General features: G+C 73.5%; 3 protein-coding genes. 1 reads left to right on the top strand and 2 read right to left on the bottom strand.

What is annotated here, in order from left to right; genetic code table 11:
• Window positions 1-30: 30 nt before the first annotated feature.
• Window positions 31-18,381 (top strand): toxin glutamine deamidase domain-containing protein, encoded by an 18,351-nt coding sequence (locus OP04_RS06345; protein ID WP_033338561.1) that lies wholly within the window; start codon window positions 31-33, stop codon window positions 18,379-18,381.
• On the opposite strand, the gene OP04_RS06340 is transcribed toward OP04_RS06345, so the two are convergent.
• Window positions 18,378-19,010 (bottom strand): response regulator, encoded by a 633-nt coding sequence (locus OP04_RS06340; RefSeq protein WP_033338560.1) that lies wholly within the window; start codon window positions 19,008-19,010, stop codon window positions 18,378-18,380. The two genes, OP04_RS06345 and OP04_RS06340, sit on opposite strands and share 4 nt — an antisense overlap.
• Window positions 19,007-20,152: a sensor histidine kinase gene (locus OP04_RS06335; RefSeq protein ID WP_051797184.1), complete on the bottom strand. Its 1,146-nt coding sequence runs from the start codon at window positions 20,150-20,152 to the stop codon at window positions 19,007-19,009. The genes OP04_RS06340 and OP04_RS06335 overlap by 4 nt, the downstream gene beginning before the upstream one ends.
• Between the last annotated feature and the right edge of the window lie 38 nt (window positions 20,153-20,190).

Here is a 20,190-nt window from a genome sequence, read left to right as displayed (position 1 = left end):
CCGGTGGCGGGGACGGGGAGGGGGTCCGGCATGGCAATCATGATCAACGACGAGCTGTCGAACTTCTTCAAGATCTTCTCCGGCGAGGACTTCCCCGCCACCGACGAGGACAAGCTGCGCCGGCTCAAGGACGTCTACGACCAGCTGGCGGACGGCATCATCGCGGCCGAGCCGAAGCTGATGGGCGGCGTGAACCGCCTCCGCCACAACCTCGACGGCCCGGCCGCCGAGGCGTTCGTGCGGTCGATGGACGAGTACGTCCGCGACCGCGGCTACCTGCGCGTCACCGCCAAACTGGTGCGCCGCATGGGCTCCGCGCACCGCGACCTCTCCACCGAGGTCGAGTACGCCAAGCTGATGATCATCGCGTCGCTGATCCAGCTCGTCATCGAGCTGCTGATCGCGCTCGCCATGTCCTGGATCAACCCCGGGCAGGCACTGGCCCAGATGGCCAAGGCCAAGATCGTGATGACGTTCCTGGCCAAGACGCTGTGGGCACGCATCCTGATGGAGATCGCGGTCTCCATGGTCATGGGCATCGCCATGCAGGTGCTGATGGACGTCTTCATCCAGAAGTACCAGCTGGACATGGGCACCCGCTCGAAGTGGGACCACAGCAAGACGCGCAGCTCGGCCGAGGTGGGCGCGCTCGGCGGCGCGATCAGCCTGGGACTGGGCGGGCTCGGCGACCTGTTCCAGTTCCTGGCCAAGAAGACCGACATCGGCAACGACCTGTTCAACGTCCCCCAGCCGAAGCCCGAGCCGGACACACCGACGCCTGCACCGAAGCCGGTTCCGGACGTGCCGACGCCCAAGCCGACACCTGATGTCCCGGTACCCGCGCCCGTCCCGAAACCGGACACGCCCGGGAAGCGAGGGCTGCGGGAGGCGCTCGAGACCGGCGGCGAGGTCACGTCCGAGACGCTGTCGGAGTACCTGACCGAGGGCTTCTACGGGCTGATGACCGGCGAGGGCTGGCAGGTCGGCTGGGGCGCGGCGGTCAGCGGCGGCGCGTCCGCGCTCATCTCCGCGGGCGGCTCGGGCGCCGGGCACGTGCTCAACGAGAAGTACGGTCCGGGTAGGTCCACACAGGACGGGGCGTCGCCGCAGAGGAAGCACGACGGGCCGGACGTGGAGGTCGAGGTGCCGGCCGCACCGGCCCCGGCACCGGTGGTGGCGCCGATTCCGGAGGCGCCGGAGATCGACACCGCGTCGAAGGACGAACCGGGATCGGGCGCGGGACACCAGGACACGGGCGCGACGGCGGATTCTCCGGCACGGGGCGCCACCGGCGGGAGCAGCGGCTCCTGGGCGTCTCCAGGACAAACCTCCGCCGAGGGTACGACGAGCGGTGGCGCTTCGGAATCCGGCGACCGCGGGTTCGGGGGCGCGTCGCAGGGGAACACGAACGCCGGGACATCGGGCGGGGGCAGCACGGTCGCGAACAGTGGCGCGGTCGGGAACAGTGGCACGGTCGCAGGCGGCAGTCCAGTCGCGAGTGGGCCGGTCGTGAGTGGGCCGGTCGCGGCGGCGCCGATGGCGGGCGCGCAGGCCGGGAACACGCCGGGCGCGACGCCTGCGAGCACTGCGGTCACGGGCGCGAGTGGTGCGGCCGCGGGCGCGAGCGCGAGCGGTGCGGCGCAGACGCCGGGCAGCACGGCGTCGTCCACGAACGGGCCGGCCCCGGTCAGTCAGTCGTCGGTGCCGGGGAGCAGCAACCCGTCCGTGCCCGGGACCGGCACGTCGTCGTCCACGCCGTCCGCGGCCACGACGGCCGCCTCGACGCCGGGTGCGACCACGTCCAACGCCACCGGCACCCCGACCGCGGCGACCTCGCCGGCGGGCGCGAGCAAGGTGGCCACGCCGGTCGCGGCCTCGACGGTCACCGCCGGCACACCGGTCACGCCCTCGGCCACCACGCCCTCGGCCACCACGGCGTCGGCCACCACCGCGCCGGCCACCGGCATGCCGACGACCACCGGTGCGCGCGGTGCCACGCCGTCCGTAACGCCCGGCGCCACGACCGGGCCGGCTCCTCTGAGCGTGGTGCGGGAGGCTTCGGGCGTACCCCCGCTGCCTTCTGAGAAAAGGACCACGACGGATCCGGCGGCGGCGCGGGTGTCTGATGAGGACGCCGAAGGCGTCGATCGGCTGGAGTGGGACGGCGGGATGCCGGTGCTGCCGCCGATCGGGCGGATCCGGGCGACGCTGGAGAAGCAGGGGCGGCGGCGGTACGAGGCGCTGGTCACGGACGCGCTGGCGCTGCTCGGCGACGGCGTGCCGGTACGGCTGCCGCTCACGATCGACGGCAGCCCGTCGGATGTTCCGGCGGTGCTGGAGCTGGCCTACGTGCTGCACCGGTACGGCGGCGCGGACGTGACGCGGTTCGCGGAGCACCAGCGGGCGGCCTGGACGCCGCCGATCGTCTCAGGACTGCCGGGCGGTGGGACGCCGAACGGCGACACGAACGGCGACAAGTCCGGCGAGCCGACGGCGGAGAAGTCCGGCGAGCCGTCGCCCGAGAAATCCGGTGAGCCGTCGCCGGAGAAATCCGGCGACAAGGGGAAGGCGAAGGAGGAGAAGCCGTCCGCGGTGGTGCTCACCGGCGTGTACGACGGCACCGCGGACGTGGTGCACCTCGCGTTCGCCCCGGCCGGGACCTCGTTCACGCCGGCCGCGCTGGCCGACTTCGTGACGACCCAGCTGACCGCGCTGGATTCACCGGCGGATCCGGTCTCGGACGTGGTGATGCTGATCGACGGTCTCCCGGAGGAGTTCACCGAGCGGTACCGGGCGGCGCTGACGAAGAAGCCGGCCGAGGCCAAGACCACGGTGCTCCCGCCGAACACGCCGGCCCACGGCCTCCTGCAGAACGTGACCGGGGACGGCCTGTGCATGCTCAGATCGTCGATGCTGACCGCGCCGCTGGCGCTCGCCGGGCTCAAGGGCCTGTCGCATCCGGTCCGCGAGTTCCTGCGGAGCGTGCCGGGCCGGATCGACACGCCGCGGGGCCGGGACCGGGTGCTGAACGATCCGCGGGTGACGAACACGCTGACGGAGATCACCAGGGTGCTCTCGGAGATGGTGCTCAATCCGCCGCACGCCGGCTTCGGTGACGTCGCCCTGCGCGCCGTCTACGGCGCGCAGGCCACCACGTCCGCATCGGGACCGACCGTGCAGCGGCGCAGGCTGGCCCTGGCGGTGCGGAACTGGGGCGGCACCTGGAACAGCCTGGGCGGCGACCTCTACGGGGTGCTGCTCGCGGACGCGCTGGGGATGCCGCTGGTCATCGGCACCCGGAACGCACGGGGCGGCTACGTGCACCCGGACACCCGCAACAGCGACGTCACGGGACCGGTGCTGCGGCTGTGGCACGAGGGTGGCAACCACTACCAGGCCTGGCTGACCGATCAGCCGGCGACGACCGCGCGGAGGCCGTTCGCGGGGCCGTCACTGCCGCCCGCCGGCCCGCCGGCCGCGTCCTCCAGCTCGGCCGGGGGACCATCCAGCTCGCCCGAAGCTCCCGCCATCCCGCCGGAGACGCTTGTCAGACCGCCGGAGACGAAGGACGACGTCCCGCCGCCCGCGCCCCCGCCGCCTCCGCCCGCGGTCCCGCGAACGTTGTACCGGAACCTGCCCGGCGTGGTCGGCAGCACCTCCGTCCCGGTGCAGGACGCCGCCTGGCGTCCCCGCGCCGCCACCGACCCGGCCGGCCTCGCCGGCACGATCGCGGCGCGGGTGGCGACGTTCCGCGGCCGGGAGTTGACCACGGCCGAGCGGGAGGCCCTGCACGCACAGGTCACCGACGCCGCGCTGAAGGACGATGCCGCCTCGCTGTTCAACGGCTCCGGCTACCGCGTGGTGGTCGGCACCGGCACGCACGCGGTGGAGATCGTGCTCCACGGCGCGAGGCCGGGGTGGAGTCAGAAGAAGCGCCCGACCGGCGACAGGACCACCGTCACCGAGGTGTCGCCCGGACCCACGCCGGAGCGTCGCGCACCGCGCCGGCACGTGGACGAGTCCGCGATCGGCGAGACGTCGACCGGCGGCTACTCCGTGGCGGCCGGTTACAGCGGTGTCGACAGCGACCCGAGCGGCACGGTCCGGGCCGCGCCGATGGGCTCCGTGGTCGGGCAGTACTCCTCGCAGCAGCAGTTGAGCCAGTCCGCCTCGGAGTCGGTGCGCGCCAACGAGGAGCTCCCGGGCGTCACCACCCAGGACGGCACACAGTGGACGGTCAAGAGCGCGCTCAGCATGACCATGGAGCGACGCGACCACCCGCCCTCGGCCCCGCAACCGGCCGGGAACGTGACGATGACCGTGCTGGCGCCGGACACGTTCGACACCCTGATGGTGGCGAACCTGGACCCGGCCGCGGCCGCGCCGGCCGCCTCCCACGAGATCCCGCCTCAGGCATTCGTCGAGCACGTGTCCGTACCCCCTAATCTGCTCCGGGATCTGAAGGACACGCTGGGTCTGCCGGACAGCTTCACGAAGGTGGGCAGCCGGCACCGCGACGCGATCCTGGACCTGGTCGATCCGGCGAGCATCACCGGTGACCTGCGACGGCTGGCGACCGGCACGGTCAGCACCGAGAAGATCGTCACGAAGCGGAACTGGCTGCACAAGCGGCGCGGGTACGTGACGCTGTCCACGACCGTGGGCACGCCGCAGCTGGTGGGCACGCGGGCGCTGAAGGACGTGCGGGCCGAGTCGTCGGTGCGCGGCGCCAGCTCCGGCGGCATGAGCCACAGCAGCACGCAGACCGCGCGGCTGACCGGCACGGCCGGCCCGTCGTTCGGCATCGGCGCGACGCCGGAGCGGGGCCAGGTGCACGGCACGCTCGGTGTGAACGCGGTGGCGACCGCCGAGATCGGGTCCGGCACGCAGCAGGGCCGGGACCAGTCGACCCGGGTCGACGCGAAGAGCAAGGTGAACGGCGAGCGGATGCTGTACCGGGTGCCGCTGCACCTGGCCGCGACCGCTCATGTGGGAAAGAACCCGGTGGGCCGGCCGCGGCCGGTCGGCGAGCCCGCCTACGTGCACCTGTGGCTGACGCCGGACGACGCCCGGCGGTTCCGCTACCCGGGCGCGCCGCGGGACGGCCGGTCGCCGGAGCGGCAGCTGCCGCCGACGGTCGCGGTGCCGGCCTCGGACACCGTGGCCGGGCCGTCGACCTGGCAGCCGCTCGTCCTGCCGGACGTGCGCGGGCTGCGGACCCACAACACCGACGGCCGCCTGCTGGACCTGATGATCGCCCAGGCCGCGGACGCGGAGCCGGGTCTGCTCCCCCGGTCCGGCGAGACGCCGACCCGGCGGCAGCTGCGGAACCTGAAGCGGCTGCAGGACGCGGTGGAACCCTCGGCGCTGCGGGCGAACTGGCGGCGGCTGTTCGGCGGCGGGCTGCGGGTGTCGCTGGAGCGTCCGCCGTCGGCCTACCGGTCGTCCTGGACGACGTCGAAGTACGTGACGGTGGCGGTCCGCGCCCGGCATTCCGCGCCGAGGCTGTCCGTCGGCGAGAACGCGAACAACTACACCCAGTTCGAGGAGACGACGCAGGACGTGCGGGGCCGCTCGCGCGGCCGGACGCGCACGGCCGGGATCGGCGGCGGCGTCCAGGTGCAGGGCGGCATGAGCCTGGTCGGCAGGAGCGTGCGGCACCGGCTGCGCGGCTTCAACCTGCGCGTCGGCGCTACCGCGAACGTGCGGTGGCGCCGGCAGCAGGGCACCGGGCGGTCCGCCGTCTCCGAGCACACGGTCAAGGTGAGCCGGGACATGACCGGCTACGCCGCGGACCTGGAGTACTTCGTCCGGACCGAGCGTGTCGAGCGCCCGCGCACGCTGGTGTCCTGGCGCGGTGTGCACCGGCGCAGCATCCGGACGCCCTGGACCACGATGACGGTGCCGGACGGGTTCCTGTTCGACGTGCCGGAGCACGACTCCGACGCCCCGGCGGCCCCGGCACGGGCAGGCACGCCCGTCGTGTCTGTTTTGGACGCCGTGCAGCCGCCGGCCGGCACGTTCACCATCTCCGGGCCGCGTGAGTTCGTCGACCTCCACGTGGCCGACGACGTGCTGTTCACGGCCGCGGACATCGCGCTGAGCGACAGGCTCACGCCCGGAGCCGGCGGCACCCGGCGCACGCTGAACTGGACGGGCCGGCTGTGGGGCCCGTGGCGCAGCTCCGAGGCGCCCGGCGGGCAGTACACCTACACGTCCAGCGCGCTGACCGAACCGGGCACCGCGAGCGAGACGCACCTGCGGAACCGGCTCACGCCGGACGCGATGCGGTCCGCGCTGGACGCGCTGGCGGAGCGGGCCGACCCGATCGAGCTGATGCGCGGCGGCACGTTCACCGACCTGGTCGGCGACCTGGAGATGACGGTCCAGCTGGCCAATCCGCGCCGCGCGCAGCGGTCGGAGAAGGGCTACGCGATCATCAACTCGGACGGCGTGGCCACGAAGGTCGAGTCCAGTCTGAGCCGCGAGGTCGCGGTGGACATCGGCGCGGCGGCCGCGCTCGCGCCGGAGCTGAAGACCCCGGCCGAGGGCGATCCGCGGGACGTGCACCGGGCGACCGGCACGCTGACCGCGGGTTACACCCGCCGGTCGGGCAGGGGCGACGAGAACGAGATCGGCAGCACCGGCGCGCGGTGGGTGACGAACGACGGCCCGACCGAGCTGCTGATGTCCGACCTGATCGTCACGTTCACCGGGCGGGTCTCCACGCCGGGCACGCTGACGCTGTCGCCGGAGACGCCGCCGGTCACGGTGCGCGTCGAGGCGCCGGACTCGGTGGCGTTCCTGGTCACCGCGGACGAGGCCGCGCGGCTGGTGGACGGCACCGTGTCCACGGCCAGGTCGACGATCGGCCGGCCGCCGCCGTACCTCGGGAAGATGATCGGCACCGGTTTCGTGCACGACGCGGTGGACAGCACGACGCTGCGCGGCCGCTTCCGGACCGCGGTCGACGACATGGCCGGGGTGGACCGGGAGCGCGTCGCCGACGTCGCGACCGGGCTGATCACCAGGTCGAAGCTGGCCGGGGGCATCGACAACCTCTACGACGCCGGGCTGTCCGACTCGTTCGTGGTGGAGCACGCGCTCTACACCGACACGGTGACGGTCACGGTGCACGCGGCGCAGACCGGCCTGCGACCCGGGCCGGGGCTGCCGGCCGGCACCCACGCGTCGTACTACACGGCCACGGTCAGCACCGAGAAGCACACCGACTACCTGCAGGAGGGCCTGCGGGCCGGCGGAGCGTTCGCCTACGGCGGCGGGCAGCGGCTCACCACCGGGAACAGCGGCGACAGCGGCCTGCAGTCCGTGCCGGTCGGCGCCGGGACCTCGGCCGACGTGCGGGGCCACGGTCGCTCCACACAGGACACGGCCTTCGAGGGTACGTCCGGGTACGTCGAGAAGACCGGCCAGGCGACCACGTTCGAGCTCGATCACGACTACACCGTGTCGGTCACGGTCACCCGGGTGCCGGTCACGCTGGACAGTCTCACGCCCGCCGCGCCGGTGCCGCAGAGCAGCGCGGTGATCCCGGTGCCGGGCGCGGTCACGATCGGCGTGCCGGAGGTGCTCGCCGATCCCCCGGCCGGCATGGCCGCGCGGCTGACCGGCCAGGGCACGACCAGGATCGGGCAGGACACCCCGGCGGACGGCACGATCGCGCCCGGCGCCGACTGGCGGCCGCCGCCCGGCATGTCGTACTCGCTGGAGGGCGCGCTGGTCGAGTCGCTCGACGGCACCATCACGCGCGCGTTCGGCAACTCCTCCGCGGTCCGGCACACGCTGCGCACCGGCCACCTGGACGGGCTGACCAAGGGCCCGGCCCCGGCCGTGGCCGGCAACCTGCTGCGCGCGCGGCAGACCACCACGCTGATCGACGACGCCACGCTGCGCACCGAGGCCGCCACCGTGGCGCTCGACGCCCGGTTCTCCGGACGGCCGCTGCTGGTCGCGGTCTCGGACGCGGAGCAGGTCGACCAGACCGAGAAGGGCACCTCGCACCGGGAACGCGGCACGGACAGCGCGGCCGTGGCCGGGAACGCGACGCTGGGCCTGCTCGGCGGCAGCCCGCCGGAGCCGGGGGCGCCGCGTGCACCGCTGGACTTCGCGCAGAACAGCGGCCAGGCCGACGCCGGTGGCGGCGCCGTCCTCGCCGAGTCGCAGACCGCGGGCACCGCCGACTCGACCGGCGTGAAGCTCAAGCAGAAGCAGACGTCCGCGCTGTACCTGGTGGACCTGAAGCTGTTCGCGGCGCCGGCCGACGGGCGGACGATCCCGCTGCGCGAGCGCCGCGCGGCCGGGCAGCCGGCGTCGACGCTGGTGGAGAAGGGCGCGCTGGTCCGGTTCTGGGAGGCGGACGCCCGTGCGCTCGGCCTGTGGGGCTGGCGCGAGCGGTTCGGCCGGACCAAGCGCCTCGAGGACGTCCCGGTCCCGGACGGCACCCGGCTCGAGGTGGAGGACGGCGAGCTGCGGTTGAGCAGCGTGTCGGACCGGTGGGGCCCGGCCGACATCACGCTGCTCCCCTCGGACGACAACACGCCGCTGCGCGTCTCGCCCACCGTCACGCCCGCGCAGGTCGTCGCGCTCCTCGGGCTGCTGCCGCAGGGTGACCCGCCCACGTCGCTGGACCTGACCGGCTGGCCGCAGGCGGACGTGAACGTGCTGCAGGGCCTGCTCCCCGCGGACGCGCCGCCGATCGTCCGGCGGGCCCTGCCGCCGCCCCCGCCCCCGGCCCCGCTCGACACCATCACGGAGGAGGACGAGGACGACGCCGGCCTGGCCATCGCCGGGTTCGAGGACCTGCTGTTCGCCCCGCACGAGAGTCTGCCCCCGCGCCGCGACAACGCGGCCGTGGACGCCGCCTACCCGTGGCTGCGCGGCATCAACCCGCTGCGCGAGACCGACCCGCAGTTCCGGGCGAACTGCCTGATCACCTCGATCGCCACCGACTGGGCGCTGGCGGACAAGGGCGCGTACCGCTACCAGGTCAGCGGGAGCGACCCGGCCGACCCGTCGTTCCTGAACAACATCACCGGCAAGCCGGCCCGCCGGGTGGGTGGTTACGACGAGGTGCTGTCGCTGATGCGCGCGGCCGGCCCGGACAGCCGCGGCATCCTGGTCATCGGCGAACGCAGCCGTACCGTCACCCACGCGATCAACGTGGTCCACGACGGCGACGGCATCGTCTTCCTCGACGGCCAGTCCGGCCGGCAGGCGGCCCTGCCCGCCGACGTCGAGATGATGCGTTTCCTGCCCACCACGGACAACTTCCCCGAGGGTACGGCGTCCGATGTGGACCTTTCGGACCTGCCGATCGCGGGCGGGATCGACGAGACGTCGTTCAGCGCCCGCGGCCGGCTCCTGCCGTTCGAGGCGGACGGCGCGCCGACGAACGCGGACGGCGAACAGCTGCTCGCCCCGGAGCAGGTGCTGATCGGCGACGTCCTGGTCGACTCCGATCGCGTCTCCACCCGGTGGTTCCCCCACCAGAAGTCACACACCGTGGCCTGGACGCTGGAACGGGCCTACCTCCGGGCCGCGATGACCGGCCGGACGATCAGCGAGACGATCGGGTTCTTCGAGCGGAACCTGACCGCGTTCGGCCACTTCGTGCCGACGGCCCAGGCCAAGGCCGCCCAGGCGATGCCCGCGCTGCACGCGGAGGCGACCGCGCTGATCGACACGCTCCGCCACGGCGAGATCCCGGACGCCGGCGACCCGAACCCGCGCACCAACATCCGCACGATGAGTGACTGGCAGGTCGGGCTCGGGCGGCTGGCCCGGCTCTACGTGCAGGTGCAGCAGCTGTCCACGGCCGCCAGCATGTCGGACGGCAAGGCGATCGGGCACGGCGAGTCGAGCGCGATGGCCGTGCTGCGGGCCGCGGACGCGGTGGCCGCGGTGGAGGCGGCGGCGATCGAGGCGGCGGCGGGGACCGGGCAGACGGTGCCGGTCACGGACGACCTGGCGGGCGTCCAGGCGGCCGTCTCGACCATGCTCGACGTGAAGTTCGGCAGGCTCACCGCGGAGGAGTACGCGCACGCGGTCGCCCACTGGCAGCACGCGATCCACGAGGTCTTCCCGCACCTGCACAAGAAGCACGGGACGGCGCTGACCCGGACCGTCCTGCAGCAGCCGTTGTCCGCCAGGACGAACACCGCCTACGGCAGTACCGTCCGCGATCTCGTGGCGGCGGTCGACCAGGCCATGCTCGGCACCGGGCCGGTCGCCGACCGCGCCGTGCCCGGCCTGCCCCCGCTGCCGCCGATCCCGGAGGCGCTGACCAGCCCGTTCGTGGCGGATGTGCCGGTGCACCCGCACGGACCGGCCGCACCCGGCGGGCAGCGGACCATCGGCCAGGTCAGGATCGGCGCCATGACGGTCGGCAACGGCCGGCCGAGCACGAAGTTCGACAGCTTGCAGCAGTCGCACACCGTACCGTGGTCGATGTTCCAGGATGTGCTCCGGTCCTTCGACCACCGGCCGGCCCAGGAGCTGATCGGCTGGCTGGACACCCGCTTCCAGGAGCTCGAGCGCGACGGCGACCTCGGCTGGCCACTGGAGCCGAGCCGCCGGCAGCTGATCCGGCAGGCCCGGGAGACCGTCGCCGGGCTCGGCGGTGGCACGACCATGCCGACGAACCAGTGGGGCGACGTCGTCACGGCGCTGGTCAGCGCGTACGCGGTGGCGCATCAGAGCGCCGGTTCGGCCTCCTACGTCAACCCGGTCGACGCGCGCAACGGTCAGCCGGCCGGCCGGGGCGAGTCGACCCACCTGGCGAACCTGCGCGCGTTCGAACGAGGCGACCGGCCGACGGACGAGACGAAGCTGCGGGACGCGCTGGAAGCGCTCCTCGACGTGGAGATCACGCCGACCAGCGCACTGTCCACCGTGGAGCTGGCCCGCGCGACGGAGTTCTACCTGGAGTCCCTGGATCGGCTGTTCCCGAACCTCGTCGCGGCCCACTGGGACACGATCTGGTCCGCGATCGGCGGGCGCGAGGTGGTGAAGGACCACCGGTTGACCGGCGCGACGCTCACCATCGCACAGGTCTTCGAGATCGACACGCCCCCCGCGGACGTGGACGCGACGAGGACCCTGCTGCACGACTATGCGCAGGCCGGGGAGGACGCGCTGCGGTGGCTGGAGGCCTACGCGCCGGGCACGGACGACGACGCGATGCAGGTCGACGGCGAGCCGGTGCAGGACGACGCCGCCGCGGTCCAGGAGCTCCGCAGACACCTCGACGAGGAGGTGCCGTCCGCGCACGGCGTCGACCCGGAGGCGGCGCTCAGGTTCGCGCTCGACTACCTCACGGGACGGTTCCGCGGACTTCGCCAGCACCGGCCCGGCCTCATCGTCGACGCCGTCCTCGGCTGGCCGATGCTCGGCGACGTCGCGGACTCCGCGCGTGCCGCCATCGGCAACCTCCCGCCGCTCGGCCGCCGGCAGGTCAGCGACCACGAGCTACGCCAGCGGCCGTTGCACGCGCTCCAGGCGTTCGCCAGCCGGGAGAACCGCCCGGTCCGCCAGAACGCGGCACAGAAACGGCTCGCGGAGGTCAAGGCGAGCGAGGCCGTCAACCAGCTCAAGAGAAAGCGGAAGCGCGCGATCGCCGGTGGGGAGCGGCCCGCCGCGGTCACGCACGCGTGGGCGCGGCCGGAGGTGGAGGTCGCGCGGGCGTACCCGTGGCTGGCGAAGGTCAACCCGATGCGGGAGACCGACGCGCAGTTCCGGACGAACTGCCTGATCGCGGCCATGGCGACGGACTGGTCCCTGGCGGAGAAGGGCGTCCACTACTACCGGATCAGCGGCAGCGACGCGGCGGACCCGGAGTTCCTCGGCAACGTGACCGGGAAGCCGGCCCGGTCCGTGGACGGCTACGCGGACATCGTCGCGCTGCTGGAGGCGGCCGGGCCGGACAGCCGCGGCATCGTGGTCGCCGGGGAGCGCGGCGGCAGCGTCACGCACGCGTTCAACGTGGTGCACGACGCGCGCGGCGTGGTGTTCCTGGACGGGCAGACCGGGCGGCAGGCCGCGCTGCCGGAGGATCTGGAGCTGCTGCAGTTCCTGCCGACCACGGGCGGCTTCCCGGAGCCGCCGCCGGGCACGGTCCGCCCGATCCCGCCGATCGCCGGGCTCGCGGAGGACGTGCAGGCCCGCAAGGACACCGGCTTCACCGTCCACACGCGCGTATTTCCTGGTGAGGCGGTCACCGGGCAGTTCGACTCCGCCGGCGAGCCGGTCTACACCGGCGATCAGGTGCTGGTCAGTGAGCTGGTGGTGGCGGACGAGCGGATGGCGACCCGCTTCTACCCGGACCAGAAGTCGCACACCGTCGCCTGGACGCTGGAGCGGGCCTACCTGGCCGCGGCGCTCCGCAAGCGCACCGCCGCCCAGGCCGTCACGTTCATCGCCACCAACCTGGCGCACCTGGCCGGCTTCTTCCCCGCCGCGGGCACCGCGTCCGGCATCGCCATGCGGGACCTGCACGAGGAGGCGACCCGGCTCGCCGCGGAGCTCGGCACGGACGGCGTGGCCGACTCGGCCGGCGCCTGGCAGCGGGAGCTGAACCGCCTGGTCACGCTCTACACCCAGGCCCGGCAGCTGTCCACCGCGACCACGTTCATGCACGGCCGGGCCACCGGTCACGCGGAAGGGCCGGCCATGGCCGGCCTGCGCGACGCGGACGCGCGCGGCACCGCGCTGCCACCCGGCACCCCGATCACCGCCCGGAAGCCCGGCGTCCGGGCGACGATCACCACGCTCGCCGAGGCCCAGGTCAGCGTGGCGACGCTGCTGGACGTCAACGCGGGCGCGCTCACCCCGGACGAGGCGGAGCACGCGCGGGCACACTGGCGCGACGCGATCGCCGAGACGTTCCCGAGGCTGTGGGCGCACCACGGCGCGGCGCTGCTGGACCGGGTGACCGCGACGAACCCGATCACGGCCGCGCCGGTCTCCATCGGACCGGCCGCCACGCTGCCGGACACCGCGCTGCCCGTCTACGCGCCGGTGCCGGGCCCGCTGGACACCGGGCTCGCCGCGGACGTGACGGTCCGGCGGGACGCCTCCGGCGCGGTGCTGGTCGAGGCGATCCGGCTGAACCGGGACGCGCGCCCGAACACCAAGTTCGGCGGTGAGCAGAAGTCGCACACCGTACCGTGGACGATGTTCCGGCGGGTCCTGGGCACGTTCGAGAACCATGACGCCCGGGAGCTGACCACCTGGCTGCGCCGCCGGTTCGACAAGCTGGCCGTGGACGTCGAGCCCGGCGGCGCGCTGGAGCCGGACCGCCAGACCGTCATCGGCCACGCCCGCGCGCTGCTGGCCACGCAGCCGGTGACCGCGCACGAGTGGGCGATGCGGACCAGCGAACTGGTCCGGCTGTACGCGATCGCGCACCAGAGCGCGGGCTCGGCGGCCTACGCCAGCCCGGAGGACGCCGGTCAGTCGCCGTCCGGGCACGCGGAGGCCATCCATCTCGGCACGCTCGCCGCCGCGGAGCGGGATCCGGCGCAGGCCGACCCGGAGGTCATCGCGTGGGCGGTGCGCCAGCTGCTGGACGTCGACGTGACGCCGCGGTCCCGGCTGGACCCGACACAGCTGGCCCGCGCGCTCGACTTCTACCTGGAGAGCCTGGGACGGCTCTTCCCCGCGCTCACCGCCGCGCGCTGGCCGGTGATCCGGCAGGCGGTGCTCGAACGGCACATCAACGGCGCCGGGCGTACGGTGCGGACTCTGCTCGGTCTGCCGGTGGCACCGGACCTGGCCGCGGCACAACTGGCGCTGCGCGACGCCGCCGGCCACCGGGACACGCTGGCCGCCACGGCCCGGTCGCACCCGGACCGGGACGGCCGGTCGGCCGCGCTGCACGCGCTGTTCGCGGACCTGCCGGCGCAGCCGTCCGTCGCGCTCGCGGTCGGGCACGCGCTCGACTACGTGGCCCGCCGCTTCCCGGACCTCGACCCGGCGACGGTGGAGCACGCGGTCCGCACCTGGCCGCTCGGCCCGGTTCCCGGCGACAACGGGCTGACGCTGCGCCTGGACGCGCTGCCGCTGCACGAGCTCAGCACGGCCGACCGGCTGGGCGCGCTCCACGCGATCGTGGCGGTGCACACCGATCCGGGGAACGCGGTCGCGCACCTGCAGACGCTGCGCGCGTTCTACCGCCGGACCGGTGCGGGCGCGGTGGCGGACGCCGCCGACTTCATGGAGATGGCCGCCACCGTGTTCCCGCTGCTGGTCAGCGTCGTCAGCGACACGGCGCTGTTCCAGATCGCGCTGCCCTGGAAGCTCACCAGGGGACTCGGCGTGCCGTCCACGCTGCGGTACCCGGCGAGCGCGGCCGCCGCGATCACCACGATCCGCCAGTGGCTGCCCACGGCCGACGTGGAGCCGATGATCGGCCGCGCGGAGCCGGATCCGCGGCCGACGGTAACGACCGCGTACCGGCGCTTCGGCCCCGGGGGCACCGAGGACGTGCCGTTCCGCGAGTACGCGCCGCTGACCGTCACGCACCGCGCCGACGCACAGCTGGACCTGCCGGAACGACGCCTGCTCACGGACGCGCACCCGCCGCTGAACGTCTCCGCGGACGGCACGCTCGCGGTCAACGGCACCACGGCGGTGCCGGGCGCACAGCCGGAGACCGAGGCGGGCGAGTTCTTCGCGACCGAGGACGTGATCGAGGCAGCGCGGCGGGACCTGGCCGCGCACGGCTCCCGCGTGCGCTTGGTGGTCCACCAGGACACGTACATCACGCTGGCCGCCGCGCCGGATCGCCGTCTGCTGTACGTGACCGCGGAGTTCATCGCGGACGGACAGCGGCGGCCGCACCCGCACAGCCCGATCTGCCGCGATGTCGCGCAGTACGTGATGAACGGCAGCCCGGACACGATGCTCTTCCGGGACGAGACGATCGACCACGCCGTGCCCGCGGGCACCAGCAGCCAGGACGGTCTGGAACTCACCGGCACCCACCACCTCGCGGAAGCGATCGCCCGGATCGCGGAGAGCGACGACGACCTCGGCCAGGTCGGCCCCGCATGGGCGGCCGAGGCGGTCGGGCGCGACCGCCGGGCACAGGCCGGCCCGACCGGCGAGAGCCCGGCCCCGGGCCGGGCCTACGGCGAGGCGCTGCGGTACGGCGACGCGAACGCGACCACCCGGGACCGGCTCGATCAGGTGTCGGAGCGGCTCGGCATCAACGAGCACGCCTGGCCTCGGGTCGGCGACGCCTACGTGAGCAGCTCGATCCGGACCGGCACCGGCGCGGCGCCGGTCGACCACTCGCACGGCGCGCAGACCACGCTGCCGAACGCGTTCGGCTACCACTACGCCGGCGTGGTCGCGGCCAGCGCGGACGGCACCTCGCACGTCACGCTGCAGAACTACAACCCGTCCGGTCACGTGCAACGCGCGCTGAACGATGCCGTCGACGCGAACGTCGACGCGTTCCGCGGAGAGTTCGACTCCGTGATCAGCGCGCTGGAGGGCGAGCTCGCGCTGACCGGCGACACGGGCCTGGAGCAGCGCATCGCGCTGGTGACCGCGCTCCGCACGCTGGCCGATCTCGAGGGCTTGACCGACGAGGCCTCGACGGCACGTGCCGCGGAGGCGCGAGAGACCGCCACGCGCATCATCCGGAAGGTCGCCGGCCTACCGAACCCGAACCGGACCTGGCATTTCAAGATGTATAGCCGGCGCGAGGGGGAGACGTTCCACGAGCGCCAGTCCGCTGCGCAGCAGCACGCCAACCCGCTCACGGTCGTGGTCTCCGGGGAAATGCGGGAGCCCCGGCCCGACCGGACGCGCGACCCCGCCCGGGTGACGTTCGCACGACGGAGCGGGGAACGGTACCGGGAGCAGGCCGACCCGCCGGCCGATCAGGATGGAGATCAGCAACGTCTCCGGCGGCACCACGAGCGGGGCCAGGTCAACAGGCTGGCGCTCCAGGCCGTGGCGCGCGAGGTCGCCCGCACCGCGGTGTGGCGGCGCACGCAGGGGCTGCCGATGCCCACGGTCACGGTGACCGGCCGGGGCAACGGCAACGTGCACGACGGCTGGGCCGGTCGGCGCACCGGCCTCCTGCGGGCCCAGGCGGTCCAGAACGAGCTGACCACGCTGATCGGCGCCGAGCTGAACCGGCTGCAGCCGGGCAACGGGAACGTGACGACCGCGGACATCGTCATCACGACCGTCGCGCCCCGCCGGAACCTGTTCACCCTCCGCCGCCCCAGGGACAATCGGGTGGTCACGGTGGACGTGCACCGGCCACAGCCACCGCACGTCTCCCGCACACCGGTCGCCGGCACCTACGACGGCCTCGCCGAAGGCGTGGCCCAGCAGCTCACGGCCGGCCGGGACGGGCTGCCCCCGCGCTGGTCGAGCGACCGCGTGCGGCGCACCTTCCCGTGGCTGGCCGGTATCAACCCGGACCGCCACCACGCGGATCCGCTGACCCGGCGGCAGGCCCGCGACAACTGCCTGATCGCGTCGATCGCCACCGACTGGGCGCTCGCGGACAACGGCGAGTACCGCTACCAGGTCGGCGGCAGTGCACCGGCCGAGCCCGGCTTCCTGACCAACGTGACGGGCCGGCCGCCGCGGCGGCTGGAGGGTTATGCCGACCTGGTCCGGCTGATGGCGGAGGCGGGTCCGGGCGCGCGTGGCATCGTGGTGGCCGGCAACCGGGACCGGAACGTCACGCACGCGTTCAACGTGGTCCACCACCCGGACGGCATCGTCTTCATCGACGGCCAGACCGGCCGCCAGGCCGACCTCCCGCGCGACCCCACGATCCTCCGTTTCGTCCCCACCTCTCCCGGCTTCCCCGATCCGTCGTCGCCGGCCCCCGCCGTCTCGTTCCCGCCCATCGCCGGCCTGGCGGACATGGGTCCTGAGCTGCGGGAACGCTACGACACGATCCGGGTGATCGATCCGGGCGGCCTGGCCACCGGCCATCAGACGGCCACGCTGAGCATGCTGGACAGCCTGGAGAAGACCGGTTACACCGGCGAGGTCGTGCTGACCTACCCGCGGAACAAGACGCCGTTCTACGCGGACGCGTTCGGCCGGTCGATGGAGACGGACGCGGACGCACGGGCGCTTTACGAGCAGGAGTGGACCGTCCGGCGTGGACAGCTGATCATCCGCATGGTGCCCGCCGAGCCCAACAACCCGAACACCTTCCCGATATGGAACTGGCCGGGCTCGAACACGGCGGAATTGAGCGGGATCACCAGGCCCTGGCAGCTCAAGGGCTTCCACGACAAGCAGCGCGACTTCAAGGCCATGATGATCGCCGACGCCGGCAACGACCGTCCGCACGGCGTCGTCACGCCGGCCGGGCCGCGCACGCTCACCGTGTTCCCCGCGCTCGACGACAGAGAGGGCGTCTACGGGAACTTCTGGAAGGAGCGCATCCAGGCGGGCAATCAGCAGACCGCGGCGCCGGATGCGCTGATCCTGCAACCGTTCCTCTGGGACAAGCACCCACGTCAGCTCATCCTCGGTGACCGGACTCCGGTCCGCCTCGACGATCTGGTCCAGCAGGAGGGCGGCGTTCCTGTCTACCCCAGGTCGTCCGCCGCCGGGACCGTGGCGGATCTCTACCGGCCCGGTGACGGCGCGCTCTCCAAGAAAGGTCTGACCACGCTGCTGGAGCTGGCCGACGACCCGGCGTCCATGGTGGACGTCGTCCTCGTCTACTACGGCGAGATCGACGGCGCGGTGCGGCACGAGCATCTGGTCAGGCAGCTCCACGCGGAGGGCCGGAAGACCGTCGCGGTGTTCCTCGGCAGCAAGCAGCCGCCCGGCACGAACCTGCCCGATGACGGTGTCCCGACCGCGCCGACGCACGCGGCCTGGCTCGGACGCGTGGACCCCGCGCTGGTCACGGCGTTGCAGAAGAAGGCCCGGTTCGTGGTCACCGAGGGCGCGAACACCTGGCAGGAGGCTTTGAGCCTGGGGGTGCCGACGCTGTCGGCCGCGGTCGGCGCCGAGAACACCACACGACCGTGGGTCAAGGACAACGAGCCCGCCACGGTACGCGACGGTGACCACGACGAGGCCCGCGCGCTGATCGAGGCGGCCGCGAGAGGGCTCCAGCGCATGCCCCAGGACGCGGACGTCGCGCAGCTGCGCCGTTTCCGCGAGCAGATCGGCAACCCGGCCAGTGCTCTCCGCAGGTACCTGGCCGCGTGGGAGGCCGCGCTCGCCAACCCGGGCAGCGACCAGGTCACCACCGCGCTGCAGACCCTCCTCGACCGGAAGCCACGGCCGGAGCCGGAGCCCGAGCCGCCGATCGCCGGCATCGACGCGGTCCCCGGCGTGTCCGAGGACTGGTTCTACGGCTAGGGGCGGCGCGCGAAGGCGAGCGCAAGCTGGGTCCGGTCCCGCAGACCCAGCTTGCGCAGCGCCGCCGACACGTGGTTCTTGACCGTGCCCTCGGTCAGGAACAACGTGCGCGCTATCTCCTGATTGGACGCTCCGGTCGCGACCAGCCGCGCCACCTCCTCCTCCCGCGCGGAGAGCGCGGACGGCGCGGACGGCCCCGGCTCGGGCGGCCCCGCGTCCAGCCTGGCCATCACCCGCGCCGAGACCTGCCCGTCGATGACCGTGCCGCCGCGGGCCGCCGTGCGGATCGCCGCGACCAGCGTCTCCGGGGACGCGTCCTTGAGCAGGAACCCGCGCGCCCCGGCCCGCAGGCTCCCGAAGACGAACTCGTCCTCGTCGAACGTGGTCAGCAGCAACGCGTTCACGTGCGGGAAGCGCGCGGCCAGGTGGGTGATCAGCTCCACGCCGCTCATCCCCGGCATGCGCGCGTCGACCAGCGCCACGTCCGCCACGACCGTGGCCAGCACGTCCAGCGCGGCCGCCCCGGACGCGGCCTCGCCCACCACCTCGATGTCCGGCTCCAGCTCCAGCAGCCGGGACAGGCCCCGGCGCAGCAGATCCTGGTCGTCGACCAGCAGCACGCGGATCATGCCGGCAGCTCGACGCGGACCCGGAAGCCGCCGCCGTCCACGTCCGCGGCGTGCAGCTCGCCACCGGCGTCGCGAACCCGCCCGGCCAGCGCGGTCAGGCCGAATCCGTGTCCGGCCCCGCCGGCGCCGCGGCCGTCGTCCGTCACGCTGAGCCGGACCGTCTCCGGCGCGAACCCGAGCCGGACCGCGACACGGTGCGCGCCGGAGTGCCGCAGCGCGTTCGTCAGGCTCTCCTGCAGCGCGCGGAACAGCACGATCTCGCGCGCGTCGTCCAGCCGGCGTTCCTCGCCGTCGACGTCGAGCGAGACGTCCAGGCCGGTGCCGTCGAACGTGCCGGCCAGCTCGCGCAGCGCCTCGCTGCCGTGGCGGCCGTCGAGCTGCGGTGGGCGCAGCGCGCGGACCACCCGGCGGATCTCCTGGAGCGCGTCCCCGGTGAGCGTCTTGGCCTGGCGTACGTCCTGCCAGGCCGTGTCCGGCTCGCGCTCGCGCCAGCGTTCCGCGTTCTCCAGGCCGACCTTGACCACGGTGAGGTGGTGGCCGACCGAGTCGTGCAGCTCGCGGGCCATGCGCACCCGTTCCTCGGACACGGCCAGTTCGTGGGCGCGCTCGGCGTACCGTCGCAGCTCTTCATGGGTTTTGGTGAGCTCCTCGTGGAGCCGGTCGGCGCGGGCGTGTGCGGCCCACGCGTCGTTGACCGCGGTCGCCAGCGCCATCACGAACGCCCCGTAGAGCACGATCGAGAACGCCTCGTAGGCGGAGCGGGCCAGTGATCGGTCCACCAGCCACAGCTGCGCGGCGAACTGGAGCAGGACCAGCACGGTCGTGGTGATCACCCCGGGCCACAGTCCGAACGCGATGGTGATGTTGCACAGCGCCACCAGCAGCAGGAACAGGCTGACCGGTGAGCCGTCGACCAGGCAGATCGCGAGCGCGAGCACCATGAACGCGGCCGTGGCGAGCCGGCGGCCGTGCCCGCGCCGCCACCGCAGCGCGAGCCAGACACCGGCGATCGCGGGCACCAGCAGCACGATCAGCACGCGGATGATGCCGGGCCGCTGCCACACCACCGTGTCCAGCACGAGCACGGAGGCGAGGCAGCCCCAGAAGAACACGCTGACCAGCCACGGACGATCCTTGTTCACCGGTCCAGCCTAGGAGCGCGCGGCGGGCGGGTCGACCG

The sequence above is a fragment of the Catenuloplanes japonicus genome (assembly GCF_000717135.1).
GTDB classification, from domain to species: domain Bacteria; phylum Actinomycetota; class Actinomycetes; order Mycobacteriales; family Micromonosporaceae; genus Catenuloplanes; species Catenuloplanes japonicus.
Note: the sequence above shows the minus strand (reverse complement) of the source record. Positions and strands in the feature narration are given on the sequence as shown.